This is a genomic window from Duganella sp. LjRoot269, from assembly GCF_964254095.1.
In the GTDB taxonomy this organism is placed as follows: domain Bacteria; phylum Pseudomonadota; class Gammaproteobacteria; order Burkholderiales; family Burkholderiaceae_D; genus Rugamonas; species Rugamonas hordei.
The window spans coordinates 5,397,644-5,414,127 of sequence record NZ_CAXUSL020000001.1 but is presented as its reverse complement, the minus strand read 5'-3'; the positions used below and the strand labels follow the sequence as shown (position 1 = coordinate 5,414,127).

The following is a 16,484-nucleotide window of genomic DNA, read 5'->3' as shown; positions in this document are numbered from 1 at the left end:
CATGAAAGTTTTCTACGACAAAGACGCTGACCTCTCCCTGATCAAGGGCAAAAACGTCGCCATCATCGGTTACGGTTCGCAGGGCCACGCCCACGCGCAAAACCTGAGCGACTCCGGCGTCAACGTGACCGTCGGCCTGCGCAAAGGTGGTTCTTCGTGGAACAAGGTTGAGAAAGCCGGCCTGAAAGTGGCGGAAGTGAACGATGCGGTCAAGGCTGCCGACGTCATCATGATCCTGCTGCCGGACGAAAACATCGCCCAGGTCTACAACGAAAACGTCGCGCCGCACGCCAAGCAAGGCGCCGTGCTGGCCTTCGCCCACGGCTTCAACGTGCACTACGGCCAAGTCGTGCCGCGCGCCGACCTGGACGTGATCATGGTCGCACCGAAGGCCCCGGGCCACACCGTGCGCGCCACCTACACCCAGGGTGGCGGCGTGCCGCACCTGATCGCCGTGTACCAGGACAAGTCCGGCATCGCCCGTGACATCGCGCTGTCGTACGCCTCGGCCAACGGCGGCGGCCGTGCCGGCATCATCGAAACCAACTTCCGCGAAGAGACCGAAACCGATCTGTTCGGCGAGCAGGCAGTCCTGTGCGGCGGCGCGGTCGAGCTGATCAAGGCCGGCTTCGAAACCCTGACCGAAGCGGGCTACGCTCCGGAAATGGCCTACTTCGAATGCCTGCACGAGCTGAAGCTGATCGTCGACCTGATCTATGAAGGCGGCATCGCCAACATGAACTACTCGATCTCGAACAACGCCGAATACGGCGAGTACGTGACCGGTCCTAAGGTCGTGACCGAAGCTACCAAGGACGCGATGCGCCAGTGCCTGAAGGACATCCAGACCGGCGAATACGCCAAGTCCTTCATCCTGGAAAACAAGGCCGGCGCTCCGACCCTGATCTCGCGCCGTCGCCTGACCGCCGAGCACCAGATCGAAGAAGTCGGTGCGAAACTGCGCGCGATGATGCCTTGGATCGCCAAGAACAAGATGGTCGACCAGTCGAAGAACTAAGCTGTATCTTCTTCAGCAAAAAGCCGGCTCACGCCGGCTTTTTTTCGTCCCTACCGGCAGTCGATCCGAACAACGTTCTTCTAGTTGCCTCAGGACTGTACTTGGGGGCCGGATTCTGGTTTTGAGGAAGCTTCAGTAAGCTGTCGGCTCATTGTTTTGATGCGCCTGGATTCATAGCGCCGATATGCTACATTGCGTTTTCAAAGGAGCCTTTTATGTCAAGGACGACGCTACGCTTGGGGGAAGAGTCGAGGGCGCACATCGGCGCTGCTAAAGCCAAGATGGAAGAGCGGTATGCCGACTTTGTGGCTGAAGCTGACGCCCGGTTTGCCAAGATAGTTGGGACTGGAAAAACCATACGGTGGGCCGACATGCGCCGCTATGTCACGGAGCGGGCCAATGGCCAGCCTTCTGCGCACCCCAGCGCAGGCGCTGGTAGTTTGAAACTGGGCAGGTAGCCGTCGCTTCGGACTAGCGTGTAAGAAGATTCGAGCACGATGCCGCCGAAAACGCTTGGTTCGGGAATGGAGAATGTTACAAACACTCACCATGTCTTACAAGTACGCACGATAATTTCGGGTACAGTTCCTCTTGCCGTAAATTTAACTTTGGAGCCCGCAATGACCGTCATGAAACATATCGCCGCAGCCGCTGCTGTCTCCTTCGCGCTGGCCGCGCATGCCGCGCCGGAATCGCTGCCGACCACCGGCACGCTGGTCGTGGTGCCGGCCTTTGGCGAAGTCACCCACGTCAACGACCAGGCCGTCGCCACCCTCGCCGTCGAAGAGCAGGATAAGGACAAGGCCGCCGCCGCCTCGCGCGTCAACCAGAAAATGAAGCAGGGCATGGAGATCGTCAAGAAGGAGGATCCCCAGGCCAGTCTGAAAACCCAAGGCTATTACACCTATCCGGTCTATCCGGAAGAGCGCCCGCTGCTGAACGGCCAGCAGCAGAAACCGCGCGTGCCGACCGCCTGGCGCGTCGGCCAATACCTGCAGGTCACCACCACTAACCTGGCCAGCCTGCCGAAAACCGTGGCCGCCGCGCAAAAAGTCCTGGCCTTGAACGGCCTGCAATTCGGCCTGACGCCGGCGACCACCAAACAGCTGGACGATCAGCGCATCGCCGCGACTTATAAAAACCTGAACGAGCGCATCAACTCGATCGCCAGCGCGATGGGCCGCAAAGTCAGCGACGCCACGCTGGACACGGTCGACTTCGAAGGCTCCGGCAATTACGCCCAGCGCGAGTTCGCCGCCGTCCCGGCGCCGATGGCGATGCGCATGGGCAAGTCCATGGACAGCGCCGAAGTGGCCGAGCCCAGCTTCGAGCCGGGTGAAACCACGCTGCAGATGCAACTGGTCGGGAAGGTCCGCTTCAAATAAGCGTGCTGCAAGGCGGCCATTGTTCGGGTACAGTTGATTGCTGTTATATCAACTCTGGAGACCGCAATGACTGTCATGAAACAACTCGCCGCCGCCGCGATCGCTTCCTTCGTGCTATCCACGCAGTCGGCGCCGCTGGAATCCCTGCCCACCGCCGGCACGCTGGTGGTGGTGCCCGCTTTCGGCGAAGTCAAACACGTCAACGACCAGGCAGTCATCACGCTGGCCGTCGAGGAAGTGGACAAGGACAAGGCCGCCGCCGCCTCCCGCGTCAACCAGAAAATGAAGCAGGGTCTGGACATCGTCAAGAAGGAAGACCCGCAGGCCAGCCTGAAAACCCAGGGCTACTATACCTATCCGGTCTACCCGGATGAGGTGGCGCCGCCGCCGGGCCAGCCGCGCAAGCCACGTGTGCCGACCTCCTGGCGCGTGGGCCAGTCGCTGCAGGTCACCACCACCAACATCGCGGGCCTGCCGAAAACCGTCGCCGCCGCCCAGCGCATCATGACGCTGAACAACCTGCACTTCGGCCTGACGCCGGAAACCACCCGGCAGCTGGACGACCAGCGCATCGCCGCGACCTACAAGAACCTGAACGAGCGCATCAACTCGATCGCCAACGCCATGGGCCGCAAGGTCGGCGACGCGGTGCTCGACACGGTCGATTTCGAAGGCTCGGGCAACTATACCGACCGCGTCAACGTGACCGGGGCGCGGGCGTCCTCGCCGATGTTGATGAGAGCGGCCGACACCGCCGTCGAGGAGCCCAGCTTCGAACCGGGCGAAACCACGCTGCAAATGCGCCTGGTCGGCAAAGTGCGCTTCAAATAGGCGGATTTGGGTTCGGCTCCTCTATAATGATGGCGCAGCAAGACCAGATAACCATAAACGGAACCCCATGGCCAAATTCCCCCGCCGCCGAGCAAAAAATGGCGTAGCCCAAGCCAAACTGCCGAAGACCTCGCGCTTCAGCCGCTTCGCCCGCCGCGCCAGGGGCGAGGATCTCGACCGGCCGCGCCATCGCGGCATCTACCTGCTGCCCAACGCCTTCACCACCGCCGCGCTGTTCTGCGGTTTCTACGCCATCGTCATGGCGATGAACCAGAAGTTCGAGCACTCGGCCTGGGCCATCTTCATCGCCATGGTGTTGGACGGCCTGGATGGCCGCGTCGCCCGCCTGACCAATACCCAGAGCGAGTTCGGCGCCCAGTACGATTCGCTGTCGGACATGGTGTCCTTCGGCGCCGCGCCGGCGCTGGTGATGTACGAGTGGTCGCTGCGCGGCCTGGGCAAGCTCGGTTGGATCGCCGCCTTTGTCTATTGCGCCGGCGCCGCCTTGCGCCTGGCCCGTTTCAACACGAATATCGAAGTGGTCGACAAGCGCTTCTTCCAGGGCTTGCCGTCGCCGTCGGCCGCCGCGCTGGTGGCCGGCTTCATCCTGCTGATGGTCGACCAGGAAGTCTCCGGCATCGAACTGCGCTGGGTATCGTGGGGCATCGCCGTATTCGCCGGCCTGACGATGGTGACCAATGTGCCGTTCTACAGTTTCAAGGACGTGAACTTCCGCAAGTCGGTGCCGTTCATCGCGGTGTTCCTGATCGCGCTGGTGTTCGCGCTGGTATCCATCGATCCGCCCAAGGTGCTGTTCCCGATCTTCATCGCCTACGGCCTGTCGGGCTACGCGGTGTCGGCGTGGCGGCTGGCCAAGGGCAAGAAGGTCAGCCTGATCCAGACCGACCAGGAATCGGACGATCCGAGCGAGCGTCTTTAAGCAACGAAGCATCAGTCACGGAGCCATCATGAGCAACTCATCCAACCGCCTCATCATTTTCGACACCACGCTGCGCGACGGCGAGCAATCTCCCGGCGCGTCGATGACCAAGGACGAGAAAGTCCGCATCGCCAAGCAACTCGAACGCCTGCGCGTGGACGTCATCGAAGCCGGCTTCGCCGCCGCCTCGCAGGGCGACTTTGAATCGATCAAGGCCATCGCCTCGGTGGTGCGCGAGTCGACCATCTGTTCGCTGTCGCGCGCCAATGACCGCGACATCTCCCGCGCGGCCGAGGCGCTGGCGCCGGCCGAACGCAAACGCATCCACACCTTCATCGCCACCTCCAAGCTGCACATGGAGATGAAGCTGCGCATGCTGCCGGACCAGGTGCTGCTGCAGGCGAAGAACGCGGTGCGCTTCGCCCGCCAGTTCACCGACGATATCGAATTCAGCCCTGAAGACGGCAGCCGCTCGGACGAGGATTTCCTCTGCCGCGTGCTCGAAGGCGTGATCGCCGAGGGCGCCACCACGATCAATTTCCCCGATACGGTGGGCTACGCGGTGCCGGAGATTTTCGGCGAGACCATCCGCCGCCTGCGCGAGCGCATTCCCAATTCCGACAAGGCCATCTGGTCGGTGCACTGCCATAACGACCTGGGACTGGCGGTGGCGAACTCGCTGGCCGGCGTGATGATAGGCGGCGCGCGGCAGATCGAATGCACCATCAACGGCCTCGGCGAACGGGCCGGCAACACGGCGCTGGAAGAAGTGGTGATGGCGCTGCGCACGCGCGGCGGCTACTACAACCTGGAGTGCGGCGTCGACACCACGCAAATCGTCGCGGCCTCGAAGATGGTGTCGCAGATCACCGGCTTCGCGGTGCAGCCGAACAAGGCTGTGGTCGGCGCGAACGCGTTCGCGCACGCTTCCGGCATCCACCAGGACGGCATGCTGAAATCGCGCGAGACCTACGAGATCATGCGCGCCGAGGACGTGGGCTGGACCGCCACCAAGATCGTGCTGGGCAAGCTGTCCGGCCGCAACGCCTTCAAGCAGCGCCTGCTGGAGCTGGGCATCGACCTGGAATCGGAAGCGGAAATCAACGCCGCCTTCGTCCGCTTCAAGGAGCTGGCCGACCGCAAATCCGATATCTTCGACGAGGATATCCTGGCGCTGGTGTCGGACGAGCAGCAGTCGCAGGATAGCGAATACTACCGCTTCACGTCGCTGGCGCAGCGCTCCAATACCGGCGAGACACCGAGCGCGAAGATCGTGTTCTCCATCGGCGGCGAAGAGCATGTATCGGAAGGCAAGGGCGATGGTCCGGTTGACGCCACCGTCAACGCTATTGAATCCGAAGTGGGCAGCGGCGCTGAACTGGTGCTGTTCTCGGTCAACGCGATCAGCACCGGCACGCAATCGCAGGGTGAGGTGACCATGCGCCTGTCGAAGGAAGGCCGCATCGTCAACGGCGTCGGCGCCGATCCGGACATCATCGTCGCTTCGGCCAAGGCCTATCTGTCGGCGCTGAACAAGCTGCACTCGAAGATCGAGCGCGTCAATCCGCAGCCCTGAGCGGCGCCTGGCGCATGCTTCGGTCCACGCCGAAGCATGCGCCGGTTCAAACAGCTATCTTGTCGATTCGATGACAGGAGGCTTCAATGATCAATTTAATGGAACAGCCCATGCTGGCGCTGCAAGTCCGCCGCGCCGCCGCCGATCTGGGCGACGTGATCTACGTCCACGGCTCGACGTTCGGCGCCGATCTTTCCATCTTCTTCCAACTGGATGGCCGCAGCTGGGCCGATGAGCTGAACGCGGCCGGCTTCAACGTGTGGGGCTTCGACTTCGCCGGCTATGGCGCGTCGGCGCGATACCCGCGGCATGGCGGCACGCCCGCTGGCGGCCTGGAAGACGTGCAAGCGCAACTGCGCCGCGTGGTCTGCGCCGTCCGCGAGCGCAACGGCAGCCGTCCCGTCATGTTGCTGGCCCATTCGTGGGGCGGCACGGTGGCGGCGCGCTACGCGGGCGACCATCCGGACGGCCTCGCGGCGCTGGTGCTGTTCGCGCCGATCACAGCGCGCGGCAGCGGCTCCGAACCCGGCAATTACGTGCCCGCCGCCGCAGGCTCGGCATCGCATTACCCGCTGACCGCGTGGGCGCAATATCGCCGCTTCATCGACGATGTCCCGCGCGGCGGCGAGCAGGTCTTCGCGGAAGCGCATTTCCAGGCTTGGAGCGAGGCTTTCCTGGCCACCGATCCCGACGCCGCCGGCCGCATGCCGCCGGCCGTGATGACGCCCGCCGGCCCGCAAGCCGATGTGCGCGCGCTGCGGGCCGGGCAGGCGCTCTACAGCGCTTCGAACATTTCCGTGCCCACGCTGCTGGTGCGCGGCGCATGGGACAGCGCATGCAGCGGGGTCGATGCCGACGAGCTGATGGCCGCCCTGGGCAGCGTGCACAAGGAGCTCGCCACCATCGAAGGCGCCACGCACCTGATGCATCTGGAGTCTGCGCGCGGGCTGCTCTACAATGCTGTCAATGCGTTTTTACTCAGGAGCGCCACATGATAGCCGTGATCTTTGAAGTGATACCCAGCGGCGGCGGTTACGCCGAGTATCTTGACCGCGCGGCCCAGTTGGCGCCGTTGCTGGAAAAGATGGCCGGCTTCATTTCCATCGAGCGCTTCGAGAGCATGAAATCGCCGGGCAAGCTGTTGTCGCTGTCGTTCTGGCGCGACGAGGAGGCGGTGCGCGTCTGGCGCGAGCAGGAGCAGCATCGCGCGGCGCAAACCGCCGGCCGCTCGGGCGTATTCGAAAACTACCGCCTGCGCGTGGCCAGCGTGATCCGCGACTACGGCCTGCTGGAGCGCGACGAAGCGCCGCCGTTCCATCCGCCCGTCGCCGCACCGGACACGCCATGACGATGCCGCAACCGCGCTTCGCCCGCGTGGCCGCCGCCATCGGCGATCCGACCCGCGCGCTGATGTTGTCTCGCCTGCTGGATGGCCGCTTTTACACGGCCACCGATCTCGCGCAGCACGCCGGCGTCGCCGCGCCGACCGCCTCGCAGCACCTGAAACTGCTGGTGGACGAAGGCCTCGCGCGGGTGCGCGCGCAAGGCCGCCATCGCTACTACATGCTCGCTGACGGCAACGTCGCGCACGCGCTGGAAGCCTTGCTGCGCGTAGCCGACGGCTCGCTGCCGGAAACCACCCGCTGGCAGGCGCCCGCCATGCGCGGCCTGCGCCACGCGCGCAGCTGTTACGGCCATCTGGCGGGCGTGCTGGGCGTGGACCTGTGCCGCTGTTTCGTCGATAATGGCTGGGTCCAGGCTGGCGAAGGCGATGGACACGACTACCCGCTGACAGCGGAAGGCGAGGCGCAGCTGCGGGCATTGGGCATCGTGCTGGCGGAAGGCGCGCCGGCGCGGCGCCAGTTGTACGGCTGCGTGGACTGGTCCGAACGGCGCGACCATTTTGCCGGCCCGCTGGCGGTCGCGCTGCTCGACAGTTTCGTCGAGCGCGGCTGGCTGCGCCGCAGCGACGACAGCCGCGCTTTGGAAGTATCCGCACAAGGCAAGCTTGAACTGGCCGCATGGCTCAACCCCGAACCTGAAAATTAAACATGACCAAGCAATTCGACATCGTCGCACTCGGTGAAGCAATGGTGGAGTTCAACCAGACCACGCCGGGTGATCCGAACTACCGCCAGGGCTACGGCGGCGATACCTCCAACTCGGTGATCGCCGCCAGCCGCCAGGGCGCCGCCACGGCCTACCTGAGCCGCCTCGGCGACGACCAGTTCGGCCGCATGTTGATGGCCCTGTGGAAGCAGGAGGGTGTCGACGCCAGCTTCGTGGAACTGGATGCCGGCGCGCCGACGGGTTTGTATTTCGTCCATCACGGCGCGCAAGGCCATTCGTTCAGCTACCTGCGCGCCGGCTCGGCGGCCAGCCGCATGCAGCCGCGGACGATGGATCTGCGCGTATTGTCGGCCACGCGCTGGCTGCATGTGTCGGCGATTTCGCAGGCGATTTCCGCCAGCGCCTGCGACACCGTCTTTGCCGCGATCGAGACCGCGCGCGCGGCCGGCGCGCGGGTCAGCTTCGATCCGAACCTGCGTTTGTCCTTGTGGCCGCTGGCGCGCGCACGCGCCGTCATCACGGCGACTATCGCGCTCACGGATCTGTTCCTGCCCAGCCTTGATGAAGCGGTGGCGCTGGCCGGCACCGACGACGTGCCGACGATCTTTGCCTGGTGCCGCCAGCAGGGCGCGCGCGCCGTGGTGCTGAAGTGCGGCCCGGCGGGCGCTTGGTACGCCGCCGAGGGCGACGCGCCGCAACTGGCGCAAGGCAATCCGGTGCAGGCGGTGGACGCCACCGGCGCCGGCGACTGCTTCGACGGCAGCCTGCTGGCGCGCCTCGCCGCCGGCGATACGCTGGCCGACGCGGTACGCTATGCGAATGCGAGCGCCGGCTTGTCGACGCTGGGTCATGGCGCCGTGGCGCCTATCCCCTTTGCGGCGCAGGTGCGCGCGGCGCTGGGCTGATGGATCAACGCATCAGAAGCGGAACTTGACGTAGGCAGCCGGGCCGCTCAGGCGAATGTTGAAGTCGGTCGCATCGCGTTCCCGGGTCAGGCTGATTTTGGACGAGCTGTATTCCGCCACCACGCCGACATTCGGCGTGGCATACCATTCCAGCCCCAAGGCGCCGCCGTAGATATGGCCCTGGATGCTGCCGCCGTTTTTCTTGATGCCGTTGGCGTCGGCGAACATGCGCAGCGTCGGCGAGAACGCGTGGCGCCAGCCCAGTTCCAGCAGCGGCGCATAGGCGCTTTCGCTTTCCGAATAGCGCGAGTTGCCGCTGATGCCGTTCAGGATGCCGCTGGCCGTGCCGTCCACCCGCGCGTGATAGTAGGCGGCGCCCACGCCGATGCCGAACACGTCGTTGCCGCTGCCCAGCCACCATTTATAGGCCAGGTTGGCCAGGTCCATTTTCAGCTTGGCGTTGAGCCGGCCGTTGCCAACCAGCGGAATGCCGTCGCGGTTGGTGGCGCCGCTCAGGCTCGGGTTGTAGGTCTTGTCGTAGTTGTAGTAGTCGAAGTCCAGCCCCTGCGTATCGCCCAGCAGCAGTTGCGCCTTCACGCGCGGCAGCGTGACGCGATCGGTCTTGTAGGTGCCGCTGTCGATATGGCCGTAGTTGGTGTCGCCTTCGTAGTTGACGCGCGGGTCGGTGTAGAAGGCGCCAACCGAGACGCTGGCGCGGTCCAGCGCCGGCGATGGATCGGCCCATGCCATCGCGGTGGCGGTACTGAGGGCGATCAGGGTTGCCGTGTAAATGGCGTGGCGTGCGGGAGGAGTGCATAAAGGCATGGGGTGCTCCGTAGGGTGGCGATTGAATGGCGGAATCTTATCAATCACGCTACGGAATCTGCGTCGGCGCACTCCCATATGTATCGTGGGATTGATCCTACCTTTATCGCCCCCGGCGCCCCTCGCGCTCCGGGTCGGGGCCGTTGACCATGGCCTGGACGACGCCGTTGCGGTCGAACTCCACGCTCATCACCGAGTCCCAGACGTTCTGTTCCTTGTAGCGGTAGACCCAGACGTCGCCGTCCACGCTGGCATAACGCACCTGCGCCGCCGGCCTGCCGAAGGTGCTGAGGATGGTTTGCTTGTTGTCCTTGCGCGGCCGCACGGTGGCGAACTTCTCGCTGCTGAGCACCTGCTCGAACGAGACCAGCTTGCCGTCGGGACCGATGCGCGCCATATACGTGTATTGGCCGAACGGCCCCCTGGCGTATTCCAGCATCGTGTCGGTACCGCTGGCATAGGTGCCGGTGGGCTGGCCCAGCTTGGCCTTGACGGTTTCCACCGGCTCGCCGGGCGTCACGGGTGGGGCGCCGAGGCTGGCGCAAGCGCCCAGCAATACGGAAAAAATTGCCATAAATATCATTTTTTTCATCGCAAACCCTTGAAATTGGTCCGGTTGGTGGAAGAATTGTAGCCAACACAGGATACATCCGGCGCTTTTTCCGCTATACTTCCGGGTCTGGTCTTCGGATCAGTTTTTTTTGAAGTTCACGATGTGCAGGGTTACGACTCCGCGCACCGCATGTTAAAGGTAAATATCATGACCGTAGAAAACATCAACAAAGCCGCGATCATCGCGGACAACGCCCGTGGTCAAAAAGACACCGGCTCGCCAGAAGTTCAAGTTGCGCTGCTGACCGCACGCATCAACGAATTGAACGGCCACTTCAAGGCACACAGCAAGGATCACCACTCCCGTCGTGGTCTGATCATGATGGTTAACCGTCGTAAGAGCCTGCTGTCCTACCTGAAGGGCAAAGACGCTACCCGTTATCGCGATCTGATCGCCAAACTGGGCCTGCGTAAGTAATTTTTTTGCGTCATCCAGCTTAATCGAAATGCCTGCGCCAGTTTGCTGACGCGGGCATTTTGTCATTTTGCCGGTGTTAGTTGCAGCATGGAATTCCTGGTTTTTCAGCAGTAAGAAGCAAGCGTAGTAAAGGTGGCCGCACGGCTGCCTGTGGTGAGGTGAACGACAGCCCCTGAAAATCTGTCGGCAAATAGAAAGGGATTACCCATGTTTAATAAAGTTACGAAAACCTTCCAGTACGGTCAACACACCGTGACGCTGGAAACCGGCGAAATCGCTCGCCAGGCCTCCGGTGCAGTCATGGTATCGATTGAAGATACCGTGGTGCTGGCAACTGTCGTGGCGCGCAAAGACGCCAAGCCAGGCCAGGACTTCTTCCCGCTGACCGTCGACTACGTTGAAAAAACCTATGCTGCCGGTAAAATCCCGGGCGGTTTCTTCAAGCGTGAAGGTCGTCCTTCGGAAAAAGAAACACTGACATCCCGCCTGATCGACCGTCCTATCCGCCCTCTGTTCCCAGAAGGCTACCTGAATGAAGTGCAAGTGATCATTCACGTGTTGTCGGTCAACCCGGAAATCGATCCAGACATCGCCGCCATGATCGGCGCATCGGCCGCCCTGTGCGTGTCGGGCGTGCCGTTCAACGGCCCGGTCGGCGCGGCACGCGTCGGCTACGCCAACGGCCAGTACATCCTGAATCCTACCGTCGAACAACTGAAAACCTCGCAGATGGACCTGGTTGTCGCCGGTACCGAAACCGCCGTGCTGATGGTGGAATCGGAAGCGCAGCAGCTGTCCGAAGAAATCATGCTGGGCGCCGTGGTGTTCGGCCATACCGAAATGAAAGCAGTCATCGACGCGATCCACGACCTGGTGCGCGACGGCGGCAAGCCGGAAGTCGAGTGGGTTCCACCGGCGAAGAACGAAGCGCTGATCGGCCGCGTGGCGCATTTCGCCGCCAGCAAGATCAACGAAGCGTATCAGACCAAAGACAAGCAGGAACGTACCGCCAAGCTGAAGGCCGCCACCAGCGAAGTGCTGGCCGACCTGTCCGCTGAAGCGGCGGCATCCGGCGCCGCGCCGGTCGACGCAGCCGAAGTGAACAACATCCTGTTCGACATCGAAGCCAAGATCGTCCGCACCCAGATCCTGGACGGCGAGCCACGCATCGACGGCCGCGACACCCGCACCGTGCGTCCGATCTCGATCCGCACCTCGGTGCTGCCACGCACCCACGGTTCGGCGCTGTTCACCCGCGGCGAAACGCAGGCGCTGGTGGTTGCCACCCTGGGCACCGCACGCGACAGCCAGAAGATCGACGCGCTGATGGGCGAGTTCACCGACTCCTTCATGCTGCACTACAACATGCCACCGTTCGCCACCGGCGAAACCGGCCGCGTCGGCACGCCTAAGCGCCGCGAAATCGGCCACGGCCGTCTGGCCAAGCGCGCGCTGATCGCCGCGCTGCCATCGGCTGACGAGTTCAGCTACGCCGTGCGCCTGGTGTCGGAAATCACCGAATCGAACGGTTCGTCGTCGATGGCTTCGGTCTGCGGCGGCTGCCTGGCGCTGATGGACGCCGGCGTTCCAATGAAAGAGCACGTCGCCGGTATCGCGATGGGCCTGATCAAGGAAGGCGGCAAGTTCGCCGTGCTGTCGGACATCCTGGGCGATGAAGATCACCTGGGCGACATGGACTTCAAGGTTGCCGGTACCCGCAACGGTATCACCGCGCTGCAGATGGACATCAAGATCATGGGCATCACCAAGGAAATCATGCAAGTGGCGCTGGCGCAAGCCAAGGAAGGCCGCGAGCACATCCTGGGCGAAATGCAAAAAGCCATGCCGCACGTGAAGACCGAACTGTCGGACTTCGCACCGCGCCTGATCACCATCAAGATCAATCCTGAGAAAATCCGTGACGTGATCGGCAAGGGCGGCGCAGTCATTCGCGCGCTGACCGAAGAGACCGGCACCCAGATCGATATCAGCGACGAAGGCGTGGTCACCATCGCTTCCGTCGACGCTGCCGCCGGCCAGGAAGCCAAGCGCCGCATCGAAGAGCTGACCGCATCGGTCGAAGTAGGCAAGACCTACGACGGCGTGGTGCTGAAGCTGCTGGACTTCGGCGCGATCGTCCAGGTCATGCCGGGCAAGGATGGCCTGCTGCACATCTCGCAGATCGCCAACGAGCGCGTGAACGCCGTTGCCGACTACCTGAAAGAAGGTCAGGCAGTGCGCGTCAAGGTTCTGGAAACCGACGACCGCGGTCGCCTGAAACTGTCGATGAAAGCCGCCGCTGAAGAAGCCGCTGCCGCCGCCGTACAGTAATCTCGGACTAGTCTGATCGAAGCCGCACTGTGTGCATGCGATGGCCAAGGCCATCGCATTGCCACAGGGCGGCTTTTTTTCGCCTGAGCTTTCCGCGCTGTGCCCGGTCCAACCACATCATGGGCACCCTATACGAAGACGATTGACCACTGCCCAAAGCGCGCGAACGGGCTTTGAGCAGTTATATCGACGAATTATTTTCCGTCGTAAGTGACGCGATAAACACGTCCGCCGTAGTCGTCCGACACCAGCATCGACCCGTCGGCCAGCGTGGCCACGTCGACCGGGCGGCCCACCACTTCCTCGCCGCGCAGGAAGCCGTCGATGAAGGCGGTGTCGGTGACGACCTTGCTGTTGTACAGCGTAATCAGACGCACGCTGTAGCCGCTCTTGGTGCTGCGGTTCCACGAACCATGCTCGGCGATGTAGACGTTGTTGCGATACGCTTCAGGGAACTGCTTGCCGGTGTAGAACGTCAGTCCCAGCGGCGCCACGTGCGGGCCCAGCTTGGCGACCGGCGGTTCAAATTCCTCGCAGGTGCGGCCCTTGGCAAAATCCGGATCCGGCACCACGCCGCCGTGGCAGTAAGGGAAGCCGAAATGCATGCCGGCTTTGGGCGCCACGTTCAGCTCGCATGACGGCGTGTTGTCGCCCATCTCGTCGCGGCCGTTATCGGTGAACCACAAGACCTTGGTGGTCGGATGGAAGGCGAAGCCCACCGTGTTGCGCACGCCGCGCGCATACTCTTCCAGCTGGCTGCCGTCGGCGTTCATGCGGTAGATCTTCGAGCTCTTGGTGTCCTCGGTGTCGCAGACATTGCACGGCGCGCCGACCGGGATGTACAGCTTGCCGTCCGGCCCGGCCTTGATGACCTTCTCGCCATGCCACTTGTCGTTCGGCAGGCTGACCTTGACCACGTCATACGACGGCTTTTGCGCATAGCGCTTGTCGATATTGTCGAAGCGGATCACGCGGCCGATCTCGCCCACATACAGCGCGCCGTTCAGCAGCGTCACGCCGATCGGGTTTTCCAGGCCTTCGACGATGGTGACCACGTCGGCCGTCTGCTTGTCGGCGCGCGGCACCAGCGCGTAGACCTTGCCGGCCTTGCGCGAGCCGACATAGACGATGCCGCTGTCCGACACCACCATGCTGCGCGCGGTCGTGACCTGGTTGGCGTAGACGCTGATGTGGAAGCCCTTCGGCAGCTTGAAGCCGCTCAGGTCCGGCACGTTCTGCTGCGCCTTGGCCGCGGCCGCCGCAGCGGCTGCCGCCGGCGTCAGGGCGGGGGCGGCGGGCTTGCCGGCGTTGGTCGCGATCAGTTCAGCCAGCGACGCGATCTGCGCCGCGCTCAGGGTCGGCGACCAGGCCGGCATGTCCTTTTCCGGCACACCCTTGCTGATGACCTTGATCAGGTTGGCCTTGGTCGGCGCACCGTGCAGCCAGTTGTGCGCGCCGAGGGTCGGACCGACGGCGCCTTCCATCTTGGCGCCATGGCAGACGGCGCAGTTGGCCTGGTAGAGTTTTTCAGCGGCGGACAGCGCAGGCTCGGCCGCCTGGGCGGCTAGCGACGCGATGGCCAGGCACGCCAGGGCGGCGATGCGAAGGGCAGGATGTTTCATGGACGTTTCCTTTTGGTGGCGAATTAGTGGACTGTAACGCTTAAATCGGTAGCGCCTGCCGCGCAGGCAACGCGCATGGCTGCGTTGCAAATGCTCGCGATAGCTCGCTATCGCTGCGCTTTGCGCCTTGCCCTGCACGCCGCCTGCGCGTCCTTCGCTCCCAATTTAAACGTTACAGTCCACTGGTATTGTGCCAGTCTCTGCCGTGGATGGCCACGTTGCCAGGCACTATCCATGAAAAAAGCTTAGCGCGCCCCTATCCGCAGGCGCGGTTCGGACCCTGTGGTGCGCTGCGCCGCAGCCGGGCGCTGCCGCGCCGTAGTGATGGAACGCACGCCAGCCGTGTGGACCGGACCGTCGACCTTGAACACGCTGACCAGTTCGGCCAGATGGCTGGACTGGCCCTGCAGCGATTCCGCCGCCGCCGCGGCCTGTTCCACCAGGGCCGCGTTTTGCTGCGTCACGCCGTCCATTTCGATGATGGCCCGGTTGATCTGCTCGATGCCGGCTTCCTGCTCGGCGCCGGCGTGCATGATCTGCTGCATGATGTCGCTGACGCGCTTGACGCTGGAGACCATGTCGGTCATCGTCAGGCCGGCCTCGTCCACCAGCATGGCGCCGTTGGCGATGGTGTCGACCGACACGCCGATCAGGTGCTTGATGTCCTTGGCGGCGCTGGCCGAACGCTGCGCCAGGTTGCGCACCTCGGTGGCGACCACGGCAAAGCCGCGTCCCTGTTCGCCGGCGCGGGCTGCTTCCACCGCCGCGTTCAGCGCCAGGATATTGGTCTGGAACGCGATCCCGTCGATGACGCCGATGATGTCGACGATCTGCTTCGACGAAGCGGTGATCGATTCCATCGTCGTCACCACTTCCGCCACCACGTCGCCGCCGCGCGCGGCCACGCCGGAGGCGGCCGACGCCAGCTGGTTGGCCTGCCGCGCGAACTCGGCGTTCTGCTTGACGGTGGCGGTCAATTCCTCCATCGACGACGCCGTCTCCTCCAGAGAACCGGCCTGCTGCTCGGTGCGGGAGGACAGGTCCATATTGCCGCTGGCAATTTCGTCCGACGCGGTGGCGACGGCCTCGGTACCGGTGCGCACCTCGCTGACGATGGCCGCCAGCCGTTCGCGCATCGCGGCGATGCTGTGCAGCAGGCTGGAGCGGTCGCCAGGCAGCAGGTCGACCTGCACGGTCAGGTCGCCGGCGGCGATGCGGTCGGTGATGCCGGCGGCATAGGCTGGCTCGCCGCCCAGCTGTTTCAGCAGCGAACGGCTGATCAGCCAGCCCAGGCCCAGCGCCAGCAGCACAGAAGCCGTGCTCAGCACCAGGATGGTCCATGCCGAACCGGTGCTGCGGACATGGATGCCGGTGCCGATCTCATCGATCACAGCCTTCTGGCGCTCGATCAGCGCCGTCATGCCGGCCAGGTAGGCTTCGCTGGCGGGCATGAATTCCTGTTCGATGATCTGGCGGGTCTTGTCGGCGTCGCCGCCGGCTTTTTCCGCCAGCACGCGTTTGCGCACCGCCTGATATTGCAGGCGCTTTTCCAGGGCGGCGGCGAACAGCGTCTTGGCCGTCGGGTCCGTCAACAGCTCGCCGATTTGCCGCTGGTCTGCCTCGGCCTGTTTGGCGCTGCGGGCGATGCCGTCCTCAAAAAAACGCTGCACGGCCGGATCGCCCGCCTTGGCCGCCGCCAGCCCGCGCTGCAGGTTGGCCTCGACGATGGATTTCCAATGGGTGATCAAGCGTTCGACCTGCAGGCGCCGGGTCAGCAGGTTGTCGGTGTCGGCGGCGGTGCTGCTGATGCTGAGCCAGCTGGTGAGCGCTATCGCCAGCAGCAGTAGCAAGGTGGCGCCGAAGCCGATAGCCAGCCGCGTGCCGACCTTCATATCAGAAAATTTCATAGTTCATCCTTGCTTTAAACGGGACAGGCCGGGAAGGCGGGTAA

At 63.7% G+C, this 16,484-nt stretch carries 15 protein-coding genes; 11 read left to right on the top strand and 4 right to left on the bottom strand.

Translation table 11 applies throughout. The annotated features are described in order from the left end of the window. The first annotated feature begins 1 nt into the window (after position 1). The 9 genes from ilvC (at position 2) to ACSQ3S_RS24190 (ending at position 8,725) form a co-directional block, all read left to right on the top strand. Entirely contained in the window at positions 2-1,018 is a 1,017-nt protein-coding gene (gene ilvC, locus ACSQ3S_RS24230; RefSeq protein WP_176651861.1) for a ketol-acid reductoisomerase, read from the top strand. Between the two features lie 620 nt (positions 1,019-1,638). Further along, positions 1,639-2,403 carry an SIMPL domain-containing protein gene (locus ACSQ3S_RS24225; protein WP_436144018.1) on the top strand — a complete coding sequence of 255 codons (765 nt, stop codon included), beginning with the start codon at positions 1,639-1,641 and terminating at the stop codon, positions 2,401-2,403. Positions 2,404-2,469: 66 nt separating this feature from the next. After that, complete coding sequence (locus tag ACSQ3S_RS24220) at positions 2,470-3,234, top strand: SIMPL domain-containing protein (RefSeq protein ID WP_176651859.1); 765 nt, start codon at positions 2,470-2,472, stop codon at positions 3,232-3,234. A gap of 67 nt (positions 3,235-3,301) precedes the next feature. Continuing rightward, positions 3,302-4,174: a CDP-diacylglycerol--serine O-phosphatidyltransferase gene (gene pssA / locus ACSQ3S_RS24215; RefSeq protein ID WP_176651858.1), complete on the top strand. Its 873-nt coding sequence runs from the start codon at positions 3,302-3,304 to the stop codon at positions 4,172-4,174. A gap of 28 nt (positions 4,175-4,202) precedes the next feature. Then, positions 4,203-5,750, top strand: coding sequence for a 2-isopropylmalate synthase (locus tag ACSQ3S_RS24210; protein ID WP_176651857.1), 1,548 nt, complete (start codon positions 4,203-4,205; stop codon positions 5,748-5,750). Between the two features lie 86 nt (positions 5,751-5,836). Further along, positions 5,837-6,745 carry an alpha/beta fold hydrolase gene (locus ACSQ3S_RS24205; RefSeq protein WP_436144017.1) on the top strand — a complete coding sequence of 303 codons (909 nt, stop codon included), beginning with the start codon at positions 5,837-5,839 and terminating at the stop codon, positions 6,743-6,745. Further along, positions 6,742-7,098 carry an antibiotic biosynthesis monooxygenase family protein gene (locus tag ACSQ3S_RS24200; protein ID WP_436144016.1) on the top strand — a complete coding sequence of 119 codons (357 nt, stop codon included), beginning with the start codon at positions 6,742-6,744 and terminating at the stop codon, positions 7,096-7,098. The genes ACSQ3S_RS24205 and ACSQ3S_RS24200 overlap by 4 nt, the downstream gene beginning before the upstream one ends. Next, positions 7,095-7,799 (top strand): ArsR/SmtB family transcription factor, encoded by a 705-nt coding sequence (locus tag ACSQ3S_RS24195; protein WP_436144015.1) that lies wholly within the window; start codon positions 7,095-7,097, stop codon positions 7,797-7,799. The genes ACSQ3S_RS24200 and ACSQ3S_RS24195 overlap by 4 nt, the downstream gene beginning before the upstream one ends. A 2-nt stretch (positions 7,800-7,801) precedes the next feature. Further along, the gene (locus ACSQ3S_RS24190; RefSeq protein ID WP_176651853.1) at positions 7,802-8,725 is read left to right on the top strand and encodes a sugar kinase; all 924 of its coding nucleotides are present in this window, start codon (positions 7,802-7,804) and stop codon (positions 8,723-8,725) included. 12 nt (positions 8,726-8,737) lie between these two features. On the opposite strand, the gene ACSQ3S_RS24185 is transcribed toward ACSQ3S_RS24190, so the two are convergent. Both ACSQ3S_RS24185 and ACSQ3S_RS24180 read right to left on the bottom strand, forming a co-directional pair. After that, complete coding sequence (locus ACSQ3S_RS24185) at positions 8,738-9,550, bottom strand: hypothetical protein (protein WP_353402886.1); 813 nt, start codon at positions 9,548-9,550, stop codon at positions 8,738-8,740. Positions 9,551-9,653: 103 nt separating this feature from the next. Beyond that, a complete protein-coding gene (locus ACSQ3S_RS24180) occupies positions 9,654-10,124 on the bottom strand; it encodes a hypothetical protein (protein WP_436144014.1) in 471 nt (156 codons plus the stop codon). A gap of 186 nt (positions 10,125-10,310) precedes the next feature. Between ACSQ3S_RS24180 and rpsO the strand changes: the two genes are divergently transcribed. Further along, on the top strand, positions 10,311-10,580 hold the full coding sequence (gene rpsO, locus ACSQ3S_RS24175) for a 30S ribosomal protein S15 (RefSeq protein WP_008450438.1): 270 nt from the start codon (positions 10,311-10,313) through the stop codon (positions 10,578-10,580). A gap of 207 nt (positions 10,581-10,787) precedes the next feature. Further along, the gene (gene pnp / locus ACSQ3S_RS24170) at positions 10,788-12,911 is read left to right on the top strand and encodes a polyribonucleotide nucleotidyltransferase (protein ID WP_353402888.1); all 2,124 of its coding nucleotides are present in this window, start codon (positions 10,788-10,790) and stop codon (positions 12,909-12,911) included. Positions 12,912-13,105: 194 nt separating this feature from the next. Here the strand turns inward: pnp and ACSQ3S_RS24165 are convergent, their stop codons facing one another. Then, positions 13,106-14,533: a PQQ-dependent sugar dehydrogenase gene (locus ACSQ3S_RS24165; protein ID WP_436144013.1), complete on the bottom strand. Its 1,428-nt coding sequence runs from the start codon at positions 14,531-14,533 to the stop codon at positions 13,106-13,108. A gap of 245 nt (positions 14,534-14,778) precedes the next feature. After that, positions 14,779-16,440, bottom strand: a complete 1,662-nt coding sequence (locus tag ACSQ3S_RS24160) for a methyl-accepting chemotaxis protein (protein ID WP_176651848.1) — start codon at positions 16,438-16,440, stop codon at positions 14,779-14,781. Positions 16,441-16,484 lie beyond the last annotated feature (44 nt).